The 17726-nt window shown below is 65.3% G+C and carries 16 protein-coding genes; 12 read left to right on the top strand and 4 right to left on the bottom strand.

Annotated features, from left to right (window positions below; all coding sequences use genetic code 11):
* Window positions 1-58: 58 nt before the first annotated feature.
* Entirely contained in the window at window positions 59-952 is an 894-nt protein-coding gene (locus XH93_RS01100) for a DUF4339 domain-containing protein (RefSeq protein ID WP_194472055.1), read from the bottom strand.
* Window positions 953-1263: 311 nt separating this feature from the next.
* On the opposite strand from XH93_RS01100, the gene XH93_RS01095 reads away from it, so the two are divergent.
* The 9 genes from XH93_RS01095 to XH93_RS01055 all read left to right on the top strand — a co-directional run bounded on the left by XH93_RS01095 (window position 1264) and on the right by XH93_RS01055 (window position 11685).
* A complete protein-coding gene (locus XH93_RS01095) occupies window positions 1264-1602 on the top strand; it encodes a P-II family nitrogen regulator (protein ID WP_139479558.1) in 339 nt (112 codons plus the stop codon).
* 71 nt (window positions 1603-1673) lie between these two features.
* Complete coding sequence (locus XH93_RS01090; RefSeq protein ID WP_194472054.1) at window positions 1674-3005, top strand: ammonium transporter; 1332 nt, start codon at window positions 1674-1676, stop codon at window positions 3003-3005.
* A 306-nt stretch (window positions 3006-3311) separates the two neighbouring features.
* A complete protein-coding gene (locus tag XH93_RS01085) occupies window positions 3312-3650 on the top strand; it encodes a P-II family nitrogen regulator (RefSeq protein ID WP_044539269.1) in 339 nt (112 codons plus the stop codon).
* Between the two features lie 41 nt (window positions 3651-3691).
* Complete coding sequence (locus XH93_RS01080; RefSeq protein WP_194472053.1) at window positions 3692-5140, top strand: ammonium transporter; 1449 nt, start codon at window positions 3692-3694, stop codon at window positions 5138-5140.
* Window positions 5141-5340: 200 nt separating this feature from the next.
* Window positions 5341-5745: a GFA family protein gene (locus XH93_RS01075; protein ID WP_194472052.1), complete on the top strand. Its 405-nt coding sequence runs from the start codon at window positions 5341-5343 to the stop codon at window positions 5743-5745.
* Window positions 5746-6072: 327 nt separating this feature from the next.
* Window positions 6073-7299 (top strand): aminotransferase class I/II-fold pyridoxal phosphate-dependent enzyme, encoded by a 1227-nt coding sequence (locus XH93_RS01070; protein ID WP_194472051.1) that lies wholly within the window; start codon window positions 6073-6075, stop codon window positions 7297-7299.
* Between the two features lie 16 nt (window positions 7300-7315).
* On the top strand, window positions 7316-9802 hold the full coding sequence (locus tag XH93_RS01065; RefSeq protein ID WP_194472050.1) for a DNA translocase FtsK: 2487 nt from the start codon (window positions 7316-7318) through the stop codon (window positions 9800-9802).
* A gap of 98 nt (window positions 9803-9900) precedes the next feature.
* Entirely contained in the window at window positions 9901-10734 is an 834-nt protein-coding gene (locus XH93_RS01060) for an outer membrane lipoprotein carrier protein LolA (protein ID WP_194472049.1), read from the top strand.
* 135 nt (window positions 10735-10869) lie between these two features.
* On the top strand, window positions 10870-11685 hold the full coding sequence (locus tag XH93_RS01055) for an exodeoxyribonuclease III (RefSeq protein WP_194472048.1): 816 nt from the start codon (window positions 10870-10872) through the stop codon (window positions 11683-11685).
* Window positions 11686-12038: 353 nt separating this feature from the next.
* Here XH93_RS01055 and XH93_RS01050 read toward each other — a convergent pair whose 3' ends face one another.
* Window positions 12039-12479 (bottom strand): cyclic nucleotide-binding domain-containing protein, encoded by a 441-nt coding sequence (locus XH93_RS01050; protein WP_139479566.1) that lies wholly within the window; start codon window positions 12477-12479, stop codon window positions 12039-12041.
* A 58-nt stretch (window positions 12480-12537) separates the two neighbouring features.
* Window positions 12538-13224 (bottom strand): response regulator transcription factor, encoded by a 687-nt coding sequence (locus tag XH93_RS01045; RefSeq protein WP_139479567.1) that lies wholly within the window; start codon window positions 13222-13224, stop codon window positions 12538-12540.
* 275 nt (window positions 13225-13499) lie between these two features.
* Between XH93_RS01045 and XH93_RS01040 the strand changes: the two genes are divergently transcribed.
* Together XH93_RS01040 and XH93_RS01035 are read left to right on the top strand one after the other, a co-directional pair.
* Window positions 13500-14039, top strand: a complete 540-nt coding sequence (locus tag XH93_RS01040; protein WP_194472047.1) for a L,D-transpeptidase — start codon at window positions 13500-13502, stop codon at window positions 14037-14039.
* Between the two features lie 194 nt (window positions 14040-14233).
* Window positions 14234-15019 carry a 2-keto-4-pentenoate hydratase gene (locus XH93_RS01035; protein ID WP_194472046.1) on the top strand — a complete coding sequence of 262 codons (786 nt, stop codon included), beginning with the start codon at window positions 14234-14236 and terminating at the stop codon, window positions 15017-15019.
* Window positions 15020-15202: 183 nt separating this feature from the next.
* On the opposite strand, the gene XH93_RS01030 is transcribed toward XH93_RS01035, so the two are convergent.
* Window positions 15203-15907, bottom strand: a complete 705-nt coding sequence (locus XH93_RS01030) for a YggS family pyridoxal phosphate-dependent enzyme (protein WP_139857432.1) — start codon at window positions 15905-15907, stop codon at window positions 15203-15205.
* A gap of 110 nt (window positions 15908-16017) precedes the next feature.
* Here XH93_RS01030 and XH93_RS01025 point away from each other — a divergent pair, with 110 nt between their 5' ends.
* Entirely contained in the window at window positions 16018-17709 is a 1692-nt protein-coding gene (locus tag XH93_RS01025) for a diguanylate cyclase domain-containing protein (RefSeq protein ID WP_194472045.1), read from the top strand.
* Window positions 17710-17726: the final 17 nt, after the last annotated feature.

The following is a 17726-nucleotide window of genomic DNA, read 5'->3' as shown; positions in this document are numbered from 1 at the left end:
TTTTCCCTCGCGACAAACGCGGTACGCGTTTGCGCGGAGATCATGCTCAAACAAAGAGCTAGACGGCGACGAAGCCGGACTGACGCTCGACCAGCGCGAATTGCGAGATGTACCAGTTGGCGTACCAGCGCAGCACCCAGGGAATCGGGATCAGGAACGCGCAACCGATCGCGAACACGATGGTTCGCCACAGCACCTCGAGCCCCGACGCGTTGAAGGTGACCTCGCGGCGCGTGCCTTCGATGTTGCGGCAGATCCAGCGCATCCAGGCCGTCATCACCCAGGCCCAGCCGATGATCGTGATCGAAGAGATCACCATCAACACATACCAGCCGATATAGACCGCCGGGCTGCCCTTGAACGCGATCGGCAGCTCCTGGCCGTTCGAGCTGAGACGGCTGGCGATCCAGCGGACGATCATCCAGCCGAGGAACGCCTGCAGCACCAGGGACAGCAGCGTGACGATGTTGCTGTCGGCGACCCCGGCATAGGTCAACAGACCCAACACGATGAAGACGTACCAGATGTCGAGCGGTTGTCCGGTGAACTCGAGATTCGGCCGGCCCGGGACGCGGATGTAGGGAATCGCGAAGCGGTACAGGGCGGTCGCCGTCCACGGCGCCGGAATGACGAAAATCTGGCCGATGAACAGCAGCAGGCTGCGTCCGAACAGGCCCCAGGTCGGGAAGTCCGCCGACAGCGCCCCGCCGGTGTAGCTGCCGGAGGCCGCGACCTGCGGCGCCCCGCCTGCTTGCGGAAACGCCGGTGGCGCGCCCGCGCCGGGAACGAGGCCGGGAATTTCGCCCGCCTTCTGCCAACCGGACATGCCTTCGGTCCACACCAGCGTATCGGCCCGCACCATGCCGCGGCTGATGAGGTCACGCAGCTGGCCCTCCGGCAGGGGACCCTTCTGCTGGCCTTCGGATGCATAAAACCAGTTTCGGTTCGACATTTTTGTTTCCTCGGGGCGCGCGCGGGGGACGCGGTGGCGAAACAAGCCAGCGGGGAGCTGCTGACCGGGTGGGAAAGCCACATTCTGGCCGAGGGTTTTCGTCCCGTATAGTGAGCGACCTCACCGGCTGCGCATGTTTTCCGCTTCATGTTGCAACTTTTTTGTGCCATTTGCCCAGAAAGCTGCCAGATTTGGTGGACGCAGAACGCCAGCCGCGAGGGGGCGGCAAGTTGCCGCTCCACAAGACGGCACGTGCCGCTCCGGCCACTGCTGCGGATTGCGAAAAACCTCAAGGGAATGAAGGCCTCACCATGAAACTCGTCGTCGCGATCATCAAACCGTTCAAGCTGGACGAGGTGCGCCAGGCGCTGACTGCGATCGGCGTCCACGGCATGACGGTGACCGAGGTGAAGGGCTACGGCCGCCAGAAGGGTCACACCGAGATCTATCGCGGCGCCGAATATGTCGTGAACTTCCTGCCCAAGCTCAGGATCGAGATCGCGGTCGATACCGACCTCGCCGAAAAGGCGGTTGCCGTCATCACCCAGCACGCCCGCACCGGCCAGATCGGCGACGGCAAGATCTTCGTCACGCCGATCGACCACGCCCTGCGCATCCGCACCGGCGAGACCGACCGCGACGCGCTGTAACTTTCCAATCGAGATCACCGCCGGCAACGACGCCGGCGCATCCAAACAACGACGACCGCCGGGGAATGATGATGGGGGCATGGGCTCTTCGCGCAGCGATCACAGCTGCGCCGATCAATGCTGCAATTCTGCTGGCGCTGGACACGCCTGCCTTCGCGCAGGATTCAGCCGGCACGTCGGCGGCCAATCCCGGTATCAACGGCGCCGACACCGCCTGGATGATCGTCGCCACCGCGCTGGTGCTGATGATGACGATCCCGGGGCTGGCGCTGTTCTACTCCGGCATGGTGCGCAAGAAGAACGTGCTGGCGACCATGGCGCAGAGCCTTGCTGCGGTCGCCATCGTCTCGATCCTCTGGGTCACCTTCGGCTATTCGCTGAGCTTCGTCGGCGACGGCGCCTGGCTCGGCGGGCTCGACCGGTGGTTTCTCGCGGGCATGACGATGGACAGCGTCAATCCGGCGGCCAAGACCATCCCCGAAGCGCTGTTCATGCTGTACCAGATGACCTTTGCGATCATCACGGTGGCGCTGGTCGCGGGTTCGGTCGCCGACCGCATGCGGTTCTCCGCCTATGTGCTGTTCTCGATCGGCTGGTTCGTGTTCGCCTATGTGCCGCTGGCGCACTGGGTGTGGGGCGGCGGCTTCCTCGCCCAGGCCGGCGTGCTCGATTTCGCCGGCGGCCTCGTCGTGCATTTGTCCGCCGGCATCAGCGGCCTGGTCGCGGCCAAGGTGATGGGCAACCGCCATGGCTATGGCAGCGAGAACCTGGCGCCATTCGATCTGTCGCTCGCGGTGATGGGCACCGGCCTGCTCTGGGTCGGCTGGTTCGGCTTCAACGGCGGTTCGGCGTACGGGGCCAATTCGCGCGCGGTGATGGCGATCACCGCCACGCATCTGTCGGCCTGCGCCGGCGCGCTGACCTGGGGCGCGATGGAATGGGCAACGCGCCGCAAGCCGTCGGTGCTCGGCATGATCTCGGGCGCGGTCGCCGGCCTCGGCACCATCACGCCGGCCTCCGGCTACGTCGCGCCGTGGCACGGCGTCGTCGTCGGCATCATCGCCGGCCTGGTCTGCTACTGGGCCTGCACCTGGCTGAAGCACCGCTTCAAATATGACGACTCGCTCGACGTGTTCGGCGTGCACGGCATCGGCGGCCTGACCGGCACGCTGCTCGCCGGCGTGTTCGCGGCCTCCGCGATCGGCGGCACCGCCGGCCTGCTCGAGGGCAACCCGAAGCAGCTCGTGATCCAGCTCTACGGCGTGGCGGTCACCTTCATCTGGTGCGGCGGCGTCACCTTCGTGCTGCTCAAACTGGTCAGCGCCTTCGTGCCGCTGCGGGTCTCGGCGCAGCAGGAGCTCGAGGGGCTCGACATCTCACAGCACGGCGAGGCGCTGCAGTAATTCACGCTATCCCGCTACCGCCACCCTGCCGCCGCTCTGGGCACAATTATGTCCGGAGTAGGCCATGCCTGCGTTTTAGACAGGCCTGATTAAGTTTTAGGCGCGACGGAATAGCGCAGGGTCGCCTCCCTCCCGCAAAGCGGGAAAAGAACCGGATTCATAAACCGTTAGCGAAGTCCCGCCGACTGGCACGGCATTTGATTCTAGGGGTCCCGGCTGTGCCCGCGTTGTGGATGTCCTCCGCGTGGTGGTTCTCAGTCGCAAACTTCCCGGTGTCCGCATCGGGTCCAAGCGGGGATAGGACTCATGAAAATTGTTATGGCGATCATTAAGCCATTCAAGCTCGAAGAGGTCCGTGACGCCCTGACCGCCATTGGCGTTCACGGTCTCACGGTGACGGAAGTCAAAGGTTACGGCCGTCAGAAGGGGCACACGGAAATCTATCGCGGCGCCGAATATGCCGTGAGCTTCCTGCCCAAGATCAAGATCGAGGTCGCAGTCGCCTCCGATCAGGTCGACAAGACCATCGACGCCATCACCGCTGCCGCCAAGACCGGGCAGATCGGCGACGGCAAGATCTTCGTCATCAGCCTCGAACACGCCGTGCGCATCCGCACCGGCGAGGCTGATGCCGCGGCCCTCTGATTTCGCGCTCAAACCTTACAAGACCTCAGGAGTAAAATAACATGACGTTCAAGCGTCCCTACGGCGCGGGACTGGCGGCACTTGCAGTCGGCCTGTTTGCCGCGACCGCCGCCTACGCTGAGCCAACCGTCAACAAGGGCGACAATGCCTGGATGCTGACCTCGACGGTGCTGGTGCTGCTGATGACCATCCCGGGCCTGGCGCTGTTCTATGGCGGTCTGGTCCGCTCCAAGAACATGCTCTCGGTGCTGGCGCAGGTGTTCTACACCGTCTGCCTCGTCACCGTGCTCTGGGCCCTCTATGGCTACAGCCTCGCCTTCACCGGCGGCTCCGACTTCATCGGCGGTTTCTCCAAGGCGTTCCTGATGGGCGTCACCACCGACTCGAAGGTCGCGACCTTCTCGGTCGACGCCAACATCTCCGAGCTCGTCTACATCTGCTTCCAGATGACCTTCGCGGCGATCACGCCGGCCCTCATCGTCGGCGCCTTTGCCGAGCGGATGAAGTTCGCGGCGCTGGCGCTGTTCATCCCGCTCTGGGTCACGCTGATCTACTTCCCGATCGCGCACATGGTCTGGTACTGGCCGGGCCCGGACGCGATCCAGGATGCCGCCAAGGCGCTCGCCGCTGCGGCTGACGGCGCGGCCAAGACCGCGGCGCAGGCCAAGCTCGACGAGATCAACGCCGATGCCGGCTGGATCTTCAAGAAGGGCGCGATCGACTTCGCCGGCGGCACCGTGGTGCACATCAACGCGGGCATCGCCGGCCTCGTCGGCGCGCTCCTGATCGGCAAGCGCACCGGCTACGGCAAGGAGCTGATGGCTCCGCACTCGCTGACCATGACCATGATCGGCGCCTCGCTGCTCTGGGTCGGCTGGTTCGGCTTCAACGCCGGCTCCAACCTCGAAGCCAATGGCGGCGCTGCGCTCGCCATGACCAACTCGTTCGTGGCTACCGCTGCGGCGGCGCTGTCCTGGATGTTCGCGGAATGGATCATCAAGGGCCATCCCTCGCTGCTCGGCGCGCTCTCGGGCGCGGTCGCGGGTCTCGTCGCGGTGACGCCGGCGGCCGGTTACTCCGGTCCGATGGGCGCCATCGTGCTCGGCCTCGTCGTCGGCGTGGTCTGCCTGTTCTTCTGCACCGTGGTGAAGAACGCGCTCGGCTATGACGACTCGCTCGACGTGTTCGGCGTCCACTGCGTCGGCGGCATCGTCGGTGCGCTCGGCACCGGCATCCTGGTCAACCCGGCGCTCGGCGGCGCGGGCATCATCGACTACACCGCGATCCCGCCGAAGGTCGCCGACTACGACCTCGTGACCCAGATGGTCTCGCAGTGCTGGGGCGTCGGCACCACGCTGGTGTGGTCGGGCATCGGCTCGGCGATCCTCTACAAGGTCGTCGACGTAATCGTCGGCCTGCGCGCCAATGTCGAGACCGAGCGTGAAGGCCTCGACATCACCGAGCACACCGAGCGCGCCTACAACATGTGAGTTCTCCCGGGGGGCGGCCTCCCCAAGCGGCCGCTCCCAGAACTACGGCCCGGGCACATACCCGGCAATGCCCGGACCGTTGAGGGGCTCCAGCGCAAGTTGGAGCCCCTTTCTTTTTCCCCGCGCTTGAGAAAAAAATGTCAGGATAACGTGCCACCGTGGAACGACGCGGTCAGGCCAACAATCAGCGGGAGGACGTCATGAAGGTCGAAGGCGGATGCTATTGCGGCAAGGTACGCTATCAGGCCGAGGGCGAGCCGGTGATGGCGGCGCAGTGTCTGTGCCGCGAGTGCCAGTACATCACCGGCGGCGGGCCGAATATGTTCATGGCGATGCCGACCACCGGCTTCAAATACACCGCAAGCGAGCCCAAGCAGTTCACCCGCAAGGACCTCGAGCGCGCCGTGACCCGCGAATTCTGTCCGGAATGCGGCACGCATTTGGTGACCAAGGTGCCCGGTCTGCCCGCCACCATCCTCAAGGTCGGTACCTTCGACGACCCCAGCGTGTTCAGCCCGCAGATGACGATCTACACCTGCGACAAGCAGACCTTCCACCACGTGCCCGACGGCAAGCCGGCCTTCGAGAAGCTGCCGGCGCGGTAGGCTCGACGCCACATTTAACTGCGTAGCCCGGATGGCGCGCAGCGCAATCCGGAGGCCGCTCTGTCCGCGGATGGACCTGCCCCGGATTACGCTTCGCTGCATCCGGGCTGCGGCGCAGAAATCGTTTCAGCGATCGCCGCTGGTCGGTCAGCACTTCGGCATCTGGCAACGGCGGGCGCGCCGTCATGCGGCAGGTTTCCGCGGCAGTTCGGACCGCGGCGCCGATGGTTAATCGCGTCTTAACCTCGCCCTATCTATGGTGACTTGATCGGTTTACGGTCGCCCCCCTCCACCCCCGACCGCAGTGAAAGTGCTGGCGCTTCAAACATGGCAATGACCGCCTCATCCGGCGTGGCGCAGGGCGCCGGCAATGATGTCGCATCCGGCCAGGCCGAGCGTTCCCCATTCGTGCGGACCACCGAGCTGCTGGCACCCTACCAGCCGGCTAAGCCATTGATTACGCTATCGGTCGGCGAGCCGCAGCACCCGGTGCCGGAGTTCGTCGGGCCGGTGCTGGCGAAACATACCGCCGAGTTCGGCCGCTACCCGATGGCCAAGGGCATCGAGCCGTTCCGCCGTGCCGCCGCGGCCTGGCTGTCGAGCCGGTTCCGGCTGCCCCGCCCGGTCGATCCGGAGAGCGAGGTGCTCGTGCTGAACGGCAGCCGCGAGGGGCTGTTCTTTGCCGCGATCACGGCCGCCCGTTACGTCAGTCCGCGCAAGGGACGGCCGGCGATCCTGATGCCGAACCCATTCTACCCGGCCTATGGCGCCGGCACCCGCGCCGCCGGCTGCGAGCAGATCTATCTGCCGACCACGCTCGCCAACGGCTTTCTGCCCGACCTCGATTCGATCGACGAGGCGACCTGGGCGCGCACCGTCGCGTTCTTCATCGCCTCGCCGGCGAACCCGCAGGGCTCGGTCGCCTCGCGCGCCTACTTCATGCGGCTGAAGGAGCTCGCCGACCGTTACGGCTTCATCATCTTGAGCGACGAGTGCTACTCGGAGATCTATACCCGCGAGGCGCCGGGCAGCATGCTGGAATGCGCCGGGCCCGACTTCGCCAATGTGGTCGTGTTCCAATCACTGTCGAAGCGCTCGAACCTGCCAGGCATGCGCGTCGGCTTCGCCGCCGGCGACAAAAAGTTTTTGGCCGCATTCCTCGAGCTGCGTAACGTCGCGGCGCCGCAGGTGCCGGTGCCGCTGCAGCATGTCGCGGTCGCCGCCTACGGCGACGAGGCGCATGTCGAGGAAAACCGCCGGCTCTATCGCATCAAGTTCGATTTCGCCGACCAGATTCTCGGCAACCGCTACGGCTTCAAGCGGCCGGCCGGCGGCTTCTGCGTCTGGCTCGATGTCTCCGATCGCGGCGGCGACGAGGCGGTGACGGTGCAGCTCTATCGCGACGCCGGCGTGCGGGTGATTCCCGGCAGCTATTTGGCGCGCCAGCAGAACGACGGTTCCAATCCGGGCGCGGGCTACATCCGCCTTGCGCTGGTCTCCGACAGTGAATCCACGGCCGAGGCGTTACACCGCCTGGTCGAAACCCTGGGTTAATCGCAAAGCGCGAAGATTGAGTATGCCTGCGATCGAACGAGTCATTCCCCTGGTCGGCCATCTGCCGCACTCCATGCGCGAGGCGCTGGCGCGGCGGCTGCGCGAATTGACCGGGCTCGGCCTGATCGCGCTGTCGGGCGTGGTCGCGGCGGCGCTGATGACCTGGTCGGTGCAGGATCCCTCGCTGAGCCACGCCACCTCGCGCGCGATCCGCAACGTGGTCGGCTATCCCGGCGCGATCGGCGCCGATCTCTTGATGCAGATCCTCGGGCTCGGCGCCATCATGCTGGTGCTGCCGGTCGCGGTGTGGGGCTGGCGGATGCTGACGCACCGGCCGTTCGACCGCGAGGCGCTGCGGCTCGGCTGCTGGATCCTCACCACTGTGATCGCGGCGGGCTTTGCCAGCTGCTGGCCGCACAACACCGCCTGGCCGCTGCCGACCGGGCTTGGCGGCGTGGTCGGCGATGCGCTGCTGCGGGCCCCCGCGGTGGCGTTCGGGCCGCCTGGCTTCATCTACCGCGTCGTGCTCGGCCTGATCCTGTTCGTCGCAATGGTGCCGTGCTTCCTGTTCGCCTGTGGCTGGGGCGCCAAAGAGCAGGAGGACGAGCTGACGCCGATTGCCGATGACGACGAGCCGTTCGTCGAGGAGGATGAGGACCGCAGCTCGGTCTCGCTGGGCTGGCTGTTCCATGCGCTGATGAGCGCCAAGGCGCGGCTCGGCTGGCTATTCACCACCGCCTACAAATCGCTGGTGTCGAGCGCATCGCAGGGTCGCACCGGCGCCTTCGAGCGCCAGGAGCCAAATATCGGCGGCAGCGGCCGCGCCGCGCCTTCGATTACACCGGCCGGACATGACGACGAGGACGACGCCGACCACTTCGATCATGGCAGCGATGATGAGGAAGAGGACGAGGAGGAGGAAGCTCCCGCCGCCCGCGCCCCGCGCAAGAAGGCCGAGCCGAAGCCGAAGAAAAAGAATTCAGACAAGTTCGAGCTGCCGTCCGTCTCCGTGCTCACAGCGCCGAAGGCCAGCGACCGCCAGCCGCTGAGCAAGGCCGAGCTGGAAGCCAATTCGCGCGCTCTCGAAGGCGTGCTGCAGGATTTCGGCGTGCGCGGCGAGATCGTCAAAGCCAATCCCGGTCCCGTGGTGACGCTGTACGAGCTCGAGCCGGCGCCCGGCATCAAGTCGTCGCGCGTGATTGGTCTATCCGACGACATCGCCCGCTCGATGAGCGCGCTGTCGGCGCGCGTCGCGGTCGTCGCCGGCCGCAACGCGATCGGCATCGAGCTGCCGAACGCGCATCGCGAAAAGGTTTATCTGCGCGAGCTCCTGGTCGCCAAGGAGAGCACCGAGTCGGTGGCAAAACTGCCGCTGTGTCTCGGCAAGACCATCGGCGGCGATCCCGTCATCATCGACCTCGCGCGCACGCCGCACATGCTGATCGCCGGCACCACCGGCTCCGGTAAATCGGTCGCGATCAACACCATGATCCTCAGCCTGGTCTACCGGCTGCGGCCCGATCAGTGCCGCCTGATCATGGTCGATCCCAAGATGCTCGAACTCTCCGTCTATGACGGCATTCCCCATCTGCTGACGCCCGTCGTCACCGATCCGAAGAAGGCGGTGGTGGCGCTGAAGTGGGCAGTGCGCGAGATGGAAGAGCGCTACAAGAAGATGGCCAAGCTCGGCGTTCGCAATATCGACGGCTACAACCAGCGTCTGGTCGAGGCCAAGGGCAAGGGCGAGGAGCTGACGCGCACCGTGCACACCGGCTTCGACAAGGAGACCGGCAAGGCGATCTACGAGGAAGAGAAGCTCGATCTCGATCCGCTGCCCTACATCGTCATCATCGTCGACGAGATGGCCGACCTGATGATGGTCGCCGGCAAGGACATCGAGGGCGCGGTGCAGCGCCTCGCGCAGATGGCGCGCGCCGCCGGCCTGCACGTGATCCTCGCGACGCAGCGTCCGTCGGTCGACGTCATCACCGGCACCATCAAGGCGAACTTCCCGACCCGCATCGCCTTCCAGGTGACCTCGAAGATCGACAGCCGCACCATTCTGGGCGAGATGGGCGCCGAGCAGCTGCTCGGCCAGGGCGACATGCTCTATATGGCCGGCGGCGGCCGCATCAGCCGCGTGCACGGCCCGTTCGCCTCGGACGAAGAAGTCGAGAAGGTGGTGCGTCACCTCAAGACGCAGGGCGCGCCGGAATATCTCGAGGCGGTCACCGCGGAAGAGCCCGCCGAGGGCGAGGACGGCGCGGTGTTCGATGCCACAGGCATGGGCGGCGACGGCGGCGGCGATCTGTTCACGCAGGCGGTTGCGATCGTCAAGCGCGACCGCAAGGCCTCGACCTCCTACATTCAGCGCCGGCTGCAAATCGGCTATAACCGCGCCGCCTCGCTGATGGAGCGGATGGAACTGGAAGGCATCGTCGGCCCGGCGAATCACGCCGGAAAGCGCGAAATCCTGGTCGACGAGGAAGAGGGCCAGTTCTGACCGGGGCCGATCATCACGGAAAAACCATATCTCCCTTGGAAGAGGCGGGATAAAGTCGGGCAAGCGGGACGAGCGTCGAACAGAGACTGACATATCTGATGGCAAAACACCTCACTCACCGCGGCACGCGCACCGCGCTGGCTCTCCTCGTCTCCGCTGCGATCGCCGGTGCCGCCACCGCGCAGAACGCGTCGGCGCCGCAAAAGCCCGCGCCCGCACCCAAAGCGGCGCCGAAGGCCAAGGACGCCGGCGCCCAGAGCAATGCGCAGGACAAGGATAAGGACAAGGGCCCGACGACGACGGGCGCCACCCAGGCGCCGCCGAACCCGGTGATTCCCGATCCGCGGCGCAACGTGCCCGCCAACATCTTCCAGACCTTCGACGCCAACCAGAAGGCGCAGGCCGCCAAGGTCTCGGCCTATCTGTCGTCGCTGCAGACCATGGTCGGCAATTTCGTCCAGGTCGGCCCCGACGGCACCAAGACCAAGGGCGATTTCTACATCCAGAAGCCCGGCAAGGTGCGCTTCGAATATGAGGAGCCGAGCCCGATCGAGATCATCGCCGACGGCTCGTCGGTGGCGGTGCGCGACCGCCGGCTCGCCACCCAGGACATCTATCCGCTGTCGCAGACGCCGCTGCGCTATCTGCTGTCGGATCGTATCGACCTGATGAAGGACACCAACGTCATCAGCGTCACCGCCGACGACGTCTTCGTCAGCATCACCATCGAGGAGAAGCAGGCGCTGGTCGGCACCAGCCGCTTCCTGCTGATGGTCGGCGCCAAGGACGGCAAGCTCAAGCAGTGGACCGTCACCGATCCGCAGGGCTACGACACCACGGTTGCGGTCTACAATCTCGACGTCAACCAGAAGCCCGATCCGGCGCTGTTCAAGATCGACTTCACGACCTATCCGGGCAGTTCGCCGGGGTAGCCGTTCTTCTCCCTCGCCCCGCATCCGCCTTCGCCCGAAGGCGGGCTTCGGCGGACAAGAGAGCGGGGCGAGGTGAAATCCCGCCTGTGGACAAGGCCTCGGCCGCAGCGAGAACCGTGCTAAGACGCAGCTCTCATGCGGTTCTCCGTCACCACCTGGAACATCAATTCGGTGCGCCTGCGCATCGATATCGTCGCCAAATTCATCAAGGCGGCGCGGCCGGACGTGCTCTGCCTGCAGGAGACCAAATGCATAGACGATGCGTTTCCGCTCAAGCGCTTCAAGCGGCTCGGCTATGAGCATGTCGCGCTGAACGGACAGAAGGGCTATCACGGCGTCGCCATCGTCTCGCGGTTGCCGTTCGAGAGCACCGACATCCGAACCTTCTGCGACAAGCTCGATTCACGGCATGTCTCGGTCTCGTTCGGCGAGAAGGCGCAGCTTTCAAAGCCGGTGGTGCTGCATAATTTCTACGTGCCGGCCGGCGGCGACATCCCCGATCCCGCGCTCAATCCGAAGTTCGAGCACAAGCTGCAATTCCTCGACGAGATGAAAGCTTGCGAGCCGCTGCATCCGCGCGGCGACGATCGCCACATCCTGGTCGGCGACCTCAACGTCGCGCCGCACGAGAACGACGTGTGGTCGCACAAGCAGCTGTTGAAGGTGGTCTCGCACACGCCGGTCGAGACCGAAAAGCTGCTCGCAGCGCAAGCGCATGGCGAATGGTTCGACATCGCGCGCGAGCGGATTCCGATGTCGGAAAAGGTCTACACCTGGTGGAGCTACCGCGCCGCCGACTGGACCGTCGGCGACCGCGGCCGCCGGCTCGATCACATCTGGGTGTCGCGCGCGCTGAAGGATTCTGTCAGCGACTTCAAGATCACCCGCGACGCCCGCAGCTGGGATCGGCCGTCGGATCACGTGCCGGTGACGGCGGTGCTTGAGGTGTGACTGGTCTCGCCGAACCAGGCCCGTTATCCGTCATCCTGAGAGGGTGTGAAGCTTTGTCCTCACCCACCGCTGTCATCGCCCGGCCTGTGCGCAATTGCGCACATGGACCGGGCGATCCAGTACGCCGCGGCCTCTCGGTTCATTCACCACTGCCTCTGGAATACTGGATCACCCGCCTGCGCGGGTGATGACACCGAGCAAGTTGAGCTAACCAACCCGTCACCCTGAGGTGCGAGCCCTTGCGAGCCTCGAAGGGTCGACGGCCCCGCTGGTGGCCGATTCATCCTTCGAGGCTCGCAAGAGCTCGCACCTCAGGATGACGGATCAGAGAGCTTTCGCCGGGATGGCGCCCGCTATGTACTCAGCTTGGCGCCCGCCATCAAAATATCGCTGGCGAGCTGGCTGGTGCGCATCGCCATTTCGTCGCGCAGGCGGCGGGCGGCGGCGGGGTCGCTTTCCAGCACGCGCTGAAAGAGAGAGCGCGCGACGCGGATGACGGAGGCGCGCTCCAGCGCGATCGCCGTGGACGGCCGCTTCATCGCGACGATCAGTGCAAGCTCGCCGATCAGCGCACCGGGCGCGGCGACGATCTCGGCGCCGCCTTCCTCGACCCGAAAGGTGCCGCGCTGCACGACATAGCCGGCATCGGCGTCGTCGCCGGCGCGGAACAGCACGTCGCCGGTATTGAAGTCGCGTTGCTCGGAGCCGATCGCCAGCATGCGCAGGGAGCTTTCGCCCAACAGACGCATCGTCGGGACCCGCTCGAGCAGGGCTACGTCATCATCGATCGACATTCAGGGCCGGTGACCGGGGGTGCGCCTCGATTTCACGAATCGTTGAGCGCAAAGCGTATCACGGCACCAGCTTGTAGCCACCGGCTTCCGTGACCAGGATTTCCGGGTTGGCGGCGTCCTTCTCGATCTTCTGGCGGAGGCGGTAGATGTGGGTTTCCAGCGTGTGGGTGGTGACGCCGGAATTGTAGCCCCAAACCTCCTGGAGCAGGGTTTCGCGCGACACCGGCAACTGGCCGGCGCGGTAGAGGAACCGGAGGATCGCGGTTTCCTTCTCGGTCAGCCGCACCTTCCTGGCGTTGGGACCGGTCAGCATCTTGGAGCCGGGCCGGAACGAGTAGGGGCCGACCGAGAACACCGCGTCCTCGCTGGCCTCGTGCTGGCGCAGCTGCGCCCGGATCCGGGCGAGCAGCACGGCGAAGCGGAACGGCTTGGCCACATAGTCGTTGGCGCCGCTTTCCAGACCGAGAATCGTATCGGAATCGGTGTCGTGGCCGGTCAGCATGATGATCGGGGCCTTGAAGCCACCCTTGCGCAGGCTGCGGACCACTTCGCGGCCGTCGGTGTCGGGCAGGCCGACATCCATCAGAACGAGATCGGGGGAGTTGGCTTTGGCGGCGCTGGCGCCCTTGGCGCCGGTATCGACAGCGGAGGCTTCGAATTCTTCGTGCAGCGAGAGCTGCTCGACCAGCGTATCGCGCAGATCGGTATCGTCATCCACGATCAAGATCTTGCGGGCATTGGCCATAGGTACAATCCTTCGGGGGCGGGGCGGTCAGAAGCGAGCGCTTATGGCCGTAACGTGGTCTAGACGTGACCTGAGCTGGTCCAGCCGGACTTGGGCTAGATATGCTCTCAGGTAGGCGATTGTTACCGATTCACAAGGCGACACAGTTTACCCCAGAATCGGCGGGCAGGAGGTGAATGTCCTGTAATACCGCGGGAATAGTGCAAATGGGGCTTGCGAGGCAAGTTCGATTTGGAACGATTCTTAAAGGAAGACCAGCTATTTCAATCACTTATATGACAGAAAGACGTGATCATCTGCTCTCTAGCGTGCACGTGCAGCGCGCCGCCGGCGACCCGCGGCGGGGCTGGCTTTCGGCCGGCGGCTGGACCGTGCCGGTGGCGCTCGGGCGCGGCGGCATCCTCGCCAACAAGCGCGAAGGCGACGGCGGTACGCCGCGCGGCATCTACCATCCGCTGCGTCTGTGGTGGCGTGCCGACCGCTACCCGCGGCCCAAGACATTCCTGCCGACGCGGCCGATCCGGCTCGACGACGCCTGGTGCGAGGACCCCGCCGATCGCCACTACAACCAGCCGATCCGGCTCGGCGCGGAGCAGGCCGGCGACCGCCTGACGCGTGCCGATCACCTCTACGACTTCATCGTCGAGATCGACCACAACGCCGCGCCGCGCGTCGCCGGCCGCGGCAGCGCCGTGTTCCTGCATCTGGCGCGGCCGAATTTCGCGCCGACCGCCGGCTGCGTCTCGATGACCCAAGCATCGATGCTACGGCTGTTGCGGCGGATGAGCCCGCGGACGAAGATCGTCATCGGGTAAGCTTGCCCCTCATTGGCGCTTGCGATGACGTCGAAAAATTGTGGCACACCTCTATCCCGTCATTGCGAGCGAAGCGAAGCAATCCATCGCACTGCATACGCGGATCGATGGATTGCTTCGTCGCTTCGCTCCTCGCAATGACGAGCTGACAGAGATTCGCTACATAACGACCAACTCCTCCTGGGAATTCGACAATGCTCGACAACAGCCAGATCACAGCCGCCGCAAAAATCCTCAACGCGCACTGGCGCGCGGGCACAAAGCTCGGCGAACTCGACGCGGCGATCCGGCCGCGTGATCGCGCCGAGGGCTATGCGGTGCAGGCGGCGCTGGAAAAAACCTCGCGCGAAAAACTGTTCGGCTGGAAGATCGCGGCGACCAGCGCGGCCGGACAGAAGCACATCAATGTCGCGGGACCGCTCGCCGGGCGCATTCTTGCCGAAACCGTGATCGCCGATGGCGGCACCGCCTCGATGGCCGGCAACGAGATGCGCGTCGGTGAACCGGAATTCTGCTTCCGCATGGCGCGCGACCTGCCGCCGCGCGCGATACCCTACAGCGTGCAGGAGGTACTCGACGCCGTCGCCACGCTGCATCCGGCGATCGAGATCCCGGATTCACGCTTCGCCGATTTCACCGCCGCCGGCGAAGCGCAGCTGATCGCCGACAATGCCTGCGCGCATCTGTTCGTGCTGGGACCCGCGACCTCGGCCGACTGGCGCGCCATGGATCTGATCGAGGAGCGCCCGACGATCACGCTGCGCGGCGAGCGCACCATCGGCCACGGCAAGAACGTGCTCGGTGATCCCCGTGTCGCACTCGCCTGGTGCGCCAATGAGCTGCGCGGGCTCGGCCTCACGCTTCGCGCAGGCGAGGTCGTCACCACAGGCACCTGCCACCCGCCGCTGCCAATCGCGGCGGGCGACGCGTTCGCCGCGGATTTCGGCGTGCTCGGCAAGGTGTCGGTGAAGTTCGGGTAAGACGACAACCAAACCAACACCGTCATCCTGAGGTGCGAGCCTTGCAGCGCAATTGCGCTGCTGGGCGAGCCTCGAAGGATGAATCGGCCCGGCTGGTGGCCGTCGATCCTTCGAGGCTCGCCGAAGAGGCTCGCACCTCAGGATGACGGGACTAATCGCGGTGCAAGAACAATGGAACAATAGCTAAGCGTGCGGCGCCGTCCGCGTGCCGAAGATCGCCGAGCCGACGCGCACATGCGTCGCGCCCATCTGGATCGCGGTGGCGAAATCCGCGCTCATGCCCATCGACAGATTCTTCAAGCCGTTGCGCGCGGCAATTTTTGCGCAGAGTGCGAAATGCGGGGCCGGGGCCTGGTCGACCGGCGGGATGCACATCAGTCCGGAAATCGCGAGGCCATACTTCTCGCGACACGCCGCGATGAAGGTATCGGCGTCCTGCGGCGCGACGCCGGCCTTCTGCGGCTCCTCGCCGGTGTTGATCTGAACGAACAATTCCGGCTGCTTGCCCTGAGATTTGATTTCCTTGGCTAACGCTTCGCAAATGCTGGCGCGGTCGACCGAGTGGATCGCATCGAACAGCGCCACCGCCTCTTTCGCCTTGTTCGATTGCAGCGGCCCGATCAGGTGCAGCTTCAAGCCGGGATGATCCTGCGTTAACGCCGGCCACTTGCCCTTGGCCTCCTGCACGCGATTTTCGCCGAATACGCGCTGTCCGGCGCCGATTATCGGCAAAATTGCATCGGCCGCGAAGGTCTTCGACACCGCGATCAGCGTCACCGAGGCGGGGTCGCGGCGCGCTTCCTTGCAGGCGCGCGCGATCTCCTGCGCCACGGCGGCGAGGCCGTGTGGTGAATCAGCCGATAACGGCGTGGTTTGGCTTTGCGTCATGCTTGTGCCGTTCTCTGACAGATGGTGGGGCTTGGGTCGAATTTTACCAAATTCGGGAAAGGCTTTTTGAAGCCCTTCATTCTACCTTGGCGCACGGGGCAAGGACGAGAATGTCGGGCGTAACTTTCAACCGCAACCGGGTCAAACTCAAGAAGCTTCTGGGCATTCGTGCCCGGCTGGCCCTGCTTGCCGTGATGCTGGTCGCGCCGCTGATGCTCGACCGCGTCCGCACGCTGGAGAATTCCCGCGCCACGCAGATCGCGCAGGCCGCGGAAGGTTACGCCAATCTGACCCGCCACGCCGCCGAAACCCAGCGCGAGGTGGTGTCGTCGGTCGAAACCATGCTGAAATCGGCCGCCTATATCCGTGCTTCCGGCGGAGTCGCGCGGAGCTGCGAGCTGCTGCGCGCCAGCCTGCCGACGGTTCTGCCGTGGATCCGCAGCATCATGTTCGTGTCGCGGGATGGGCTGGTGCAATGTTCCACCCTCAACGTCCAGGTCGGGCTCGACCTCAGCGACCGCGACTATTTCAAGAAGGCGCAGGACACCCGCGGCTTCGTCTTCAGCGACTATCTGTTCGGCAAGACCAACGGCCGTCCGATGATGATGGCGGCCTATCCGGTCGCTGCGATCAATCCGGAACAGGACGCCGTGGTCGTCGCCGGCATCAACATCGACTGGCTGTCGCAGATCATGGGCAATCTCGGCGGCCAGCCGGGCATGTCGGCGGTGCTGGTCGACAGTACCGGCGTCGTGATCGCCGCGCCAAAGGACCATGCGAGCCTGATCGGCCACTCGCTCGATACCATCCCGCTGATGGCGGCGATCGCCGAGAAGGCGCTGAGCTACGACGAGCCGTCGGGCTCGGTGTCGTTCATGGCGGCCGACGGCGCGCAGCGCACGCTGAGCTTTGCCCGTATCGCCGGCACGCAATCGCGGCTGATCGTCAGCATGGACGAAGCCAAGGTGACGGCGGCGATCAACCGCGAGATCCGCACTGCCTATCTGCAGCTCGGCTTCGTCTGCCTGTTCGTGTTGCTGGGCGCCCTCGTCGGCGCCGAGCGGCTGGTGATCCATCCGATCGGGCTGATGACCGGCATGGCACGCCGCTTCGGCGAGGGCGACTGGTCGGCGCGCGTCGCCAAGCAGAAATTGCCCGCGGAATTCGTGCCGCTGGCGCGCGCCTTCAACGCGATGGCGGCGCAGCTCAGCCAGCGCGAGCGCGAGCTGGTCGCCTCCAACGACCGCCTCACCGTGATGGCCTCGATCGATGCGCTGTCCGGCCTTGCCAATCGCCGCGGCTTCCAGAGCCGGCTCGATTTCGAGTGGATGAAGGCGCAGCAATATGACTGCGCGCTGTCGCTGCTGATGATCGATGTCGATCACTTCAAGCTCTACAACGACACCTATGGCCATCCTGAAGGCGACGCCTGCCTGACCCGGATCGGCGCAACGCTGGCCGGCATCGCCGCCGACACCATGGGCTTTGCCGGCCGCTACGGCGGCGAGGAATTCTGTCTGCTGCTGCCGAACACCGACGCGCCGCATGCGCTGGCGATCGGCGAGACCGTGCGCACCGCCATCCTCGGCCTCGCCGTGCCCCATTGCACCTCCGGCCACGGCATCGTCACCGTCAGCGTCGGCGTCGCCAGCACCAGGCCGAACGACATCCACACCCCCGGCGACCTGATCGAAGCGGCGGATGCCGCGCTCTATGCCGCCAAGCGCGGCGGGCGGAATGCGGTGGTCGAGCACGGATTTGTGCAGCGGCTCGATGAAGCTGGGATGGCGCTGGCGAGCTAGCGGCTTCTGTTCTCGCC

Origin of the sequence: Bradyrhizobium sp. CCBAU 51753 (genome assembly GCF_015291565.1) — a bacterium.
GTDB lineage: Bacteria > Pseudomonadota > Alphaproteobacteria > Rhizobiales > Xanthobacteraceae > Bradyrhizobium > Bradyrhizobium ivorense.
Note: the sequence above shows the minus strand (reverse complement) of the source record. Positions and strands in the feature narration are given on the sequence as shown.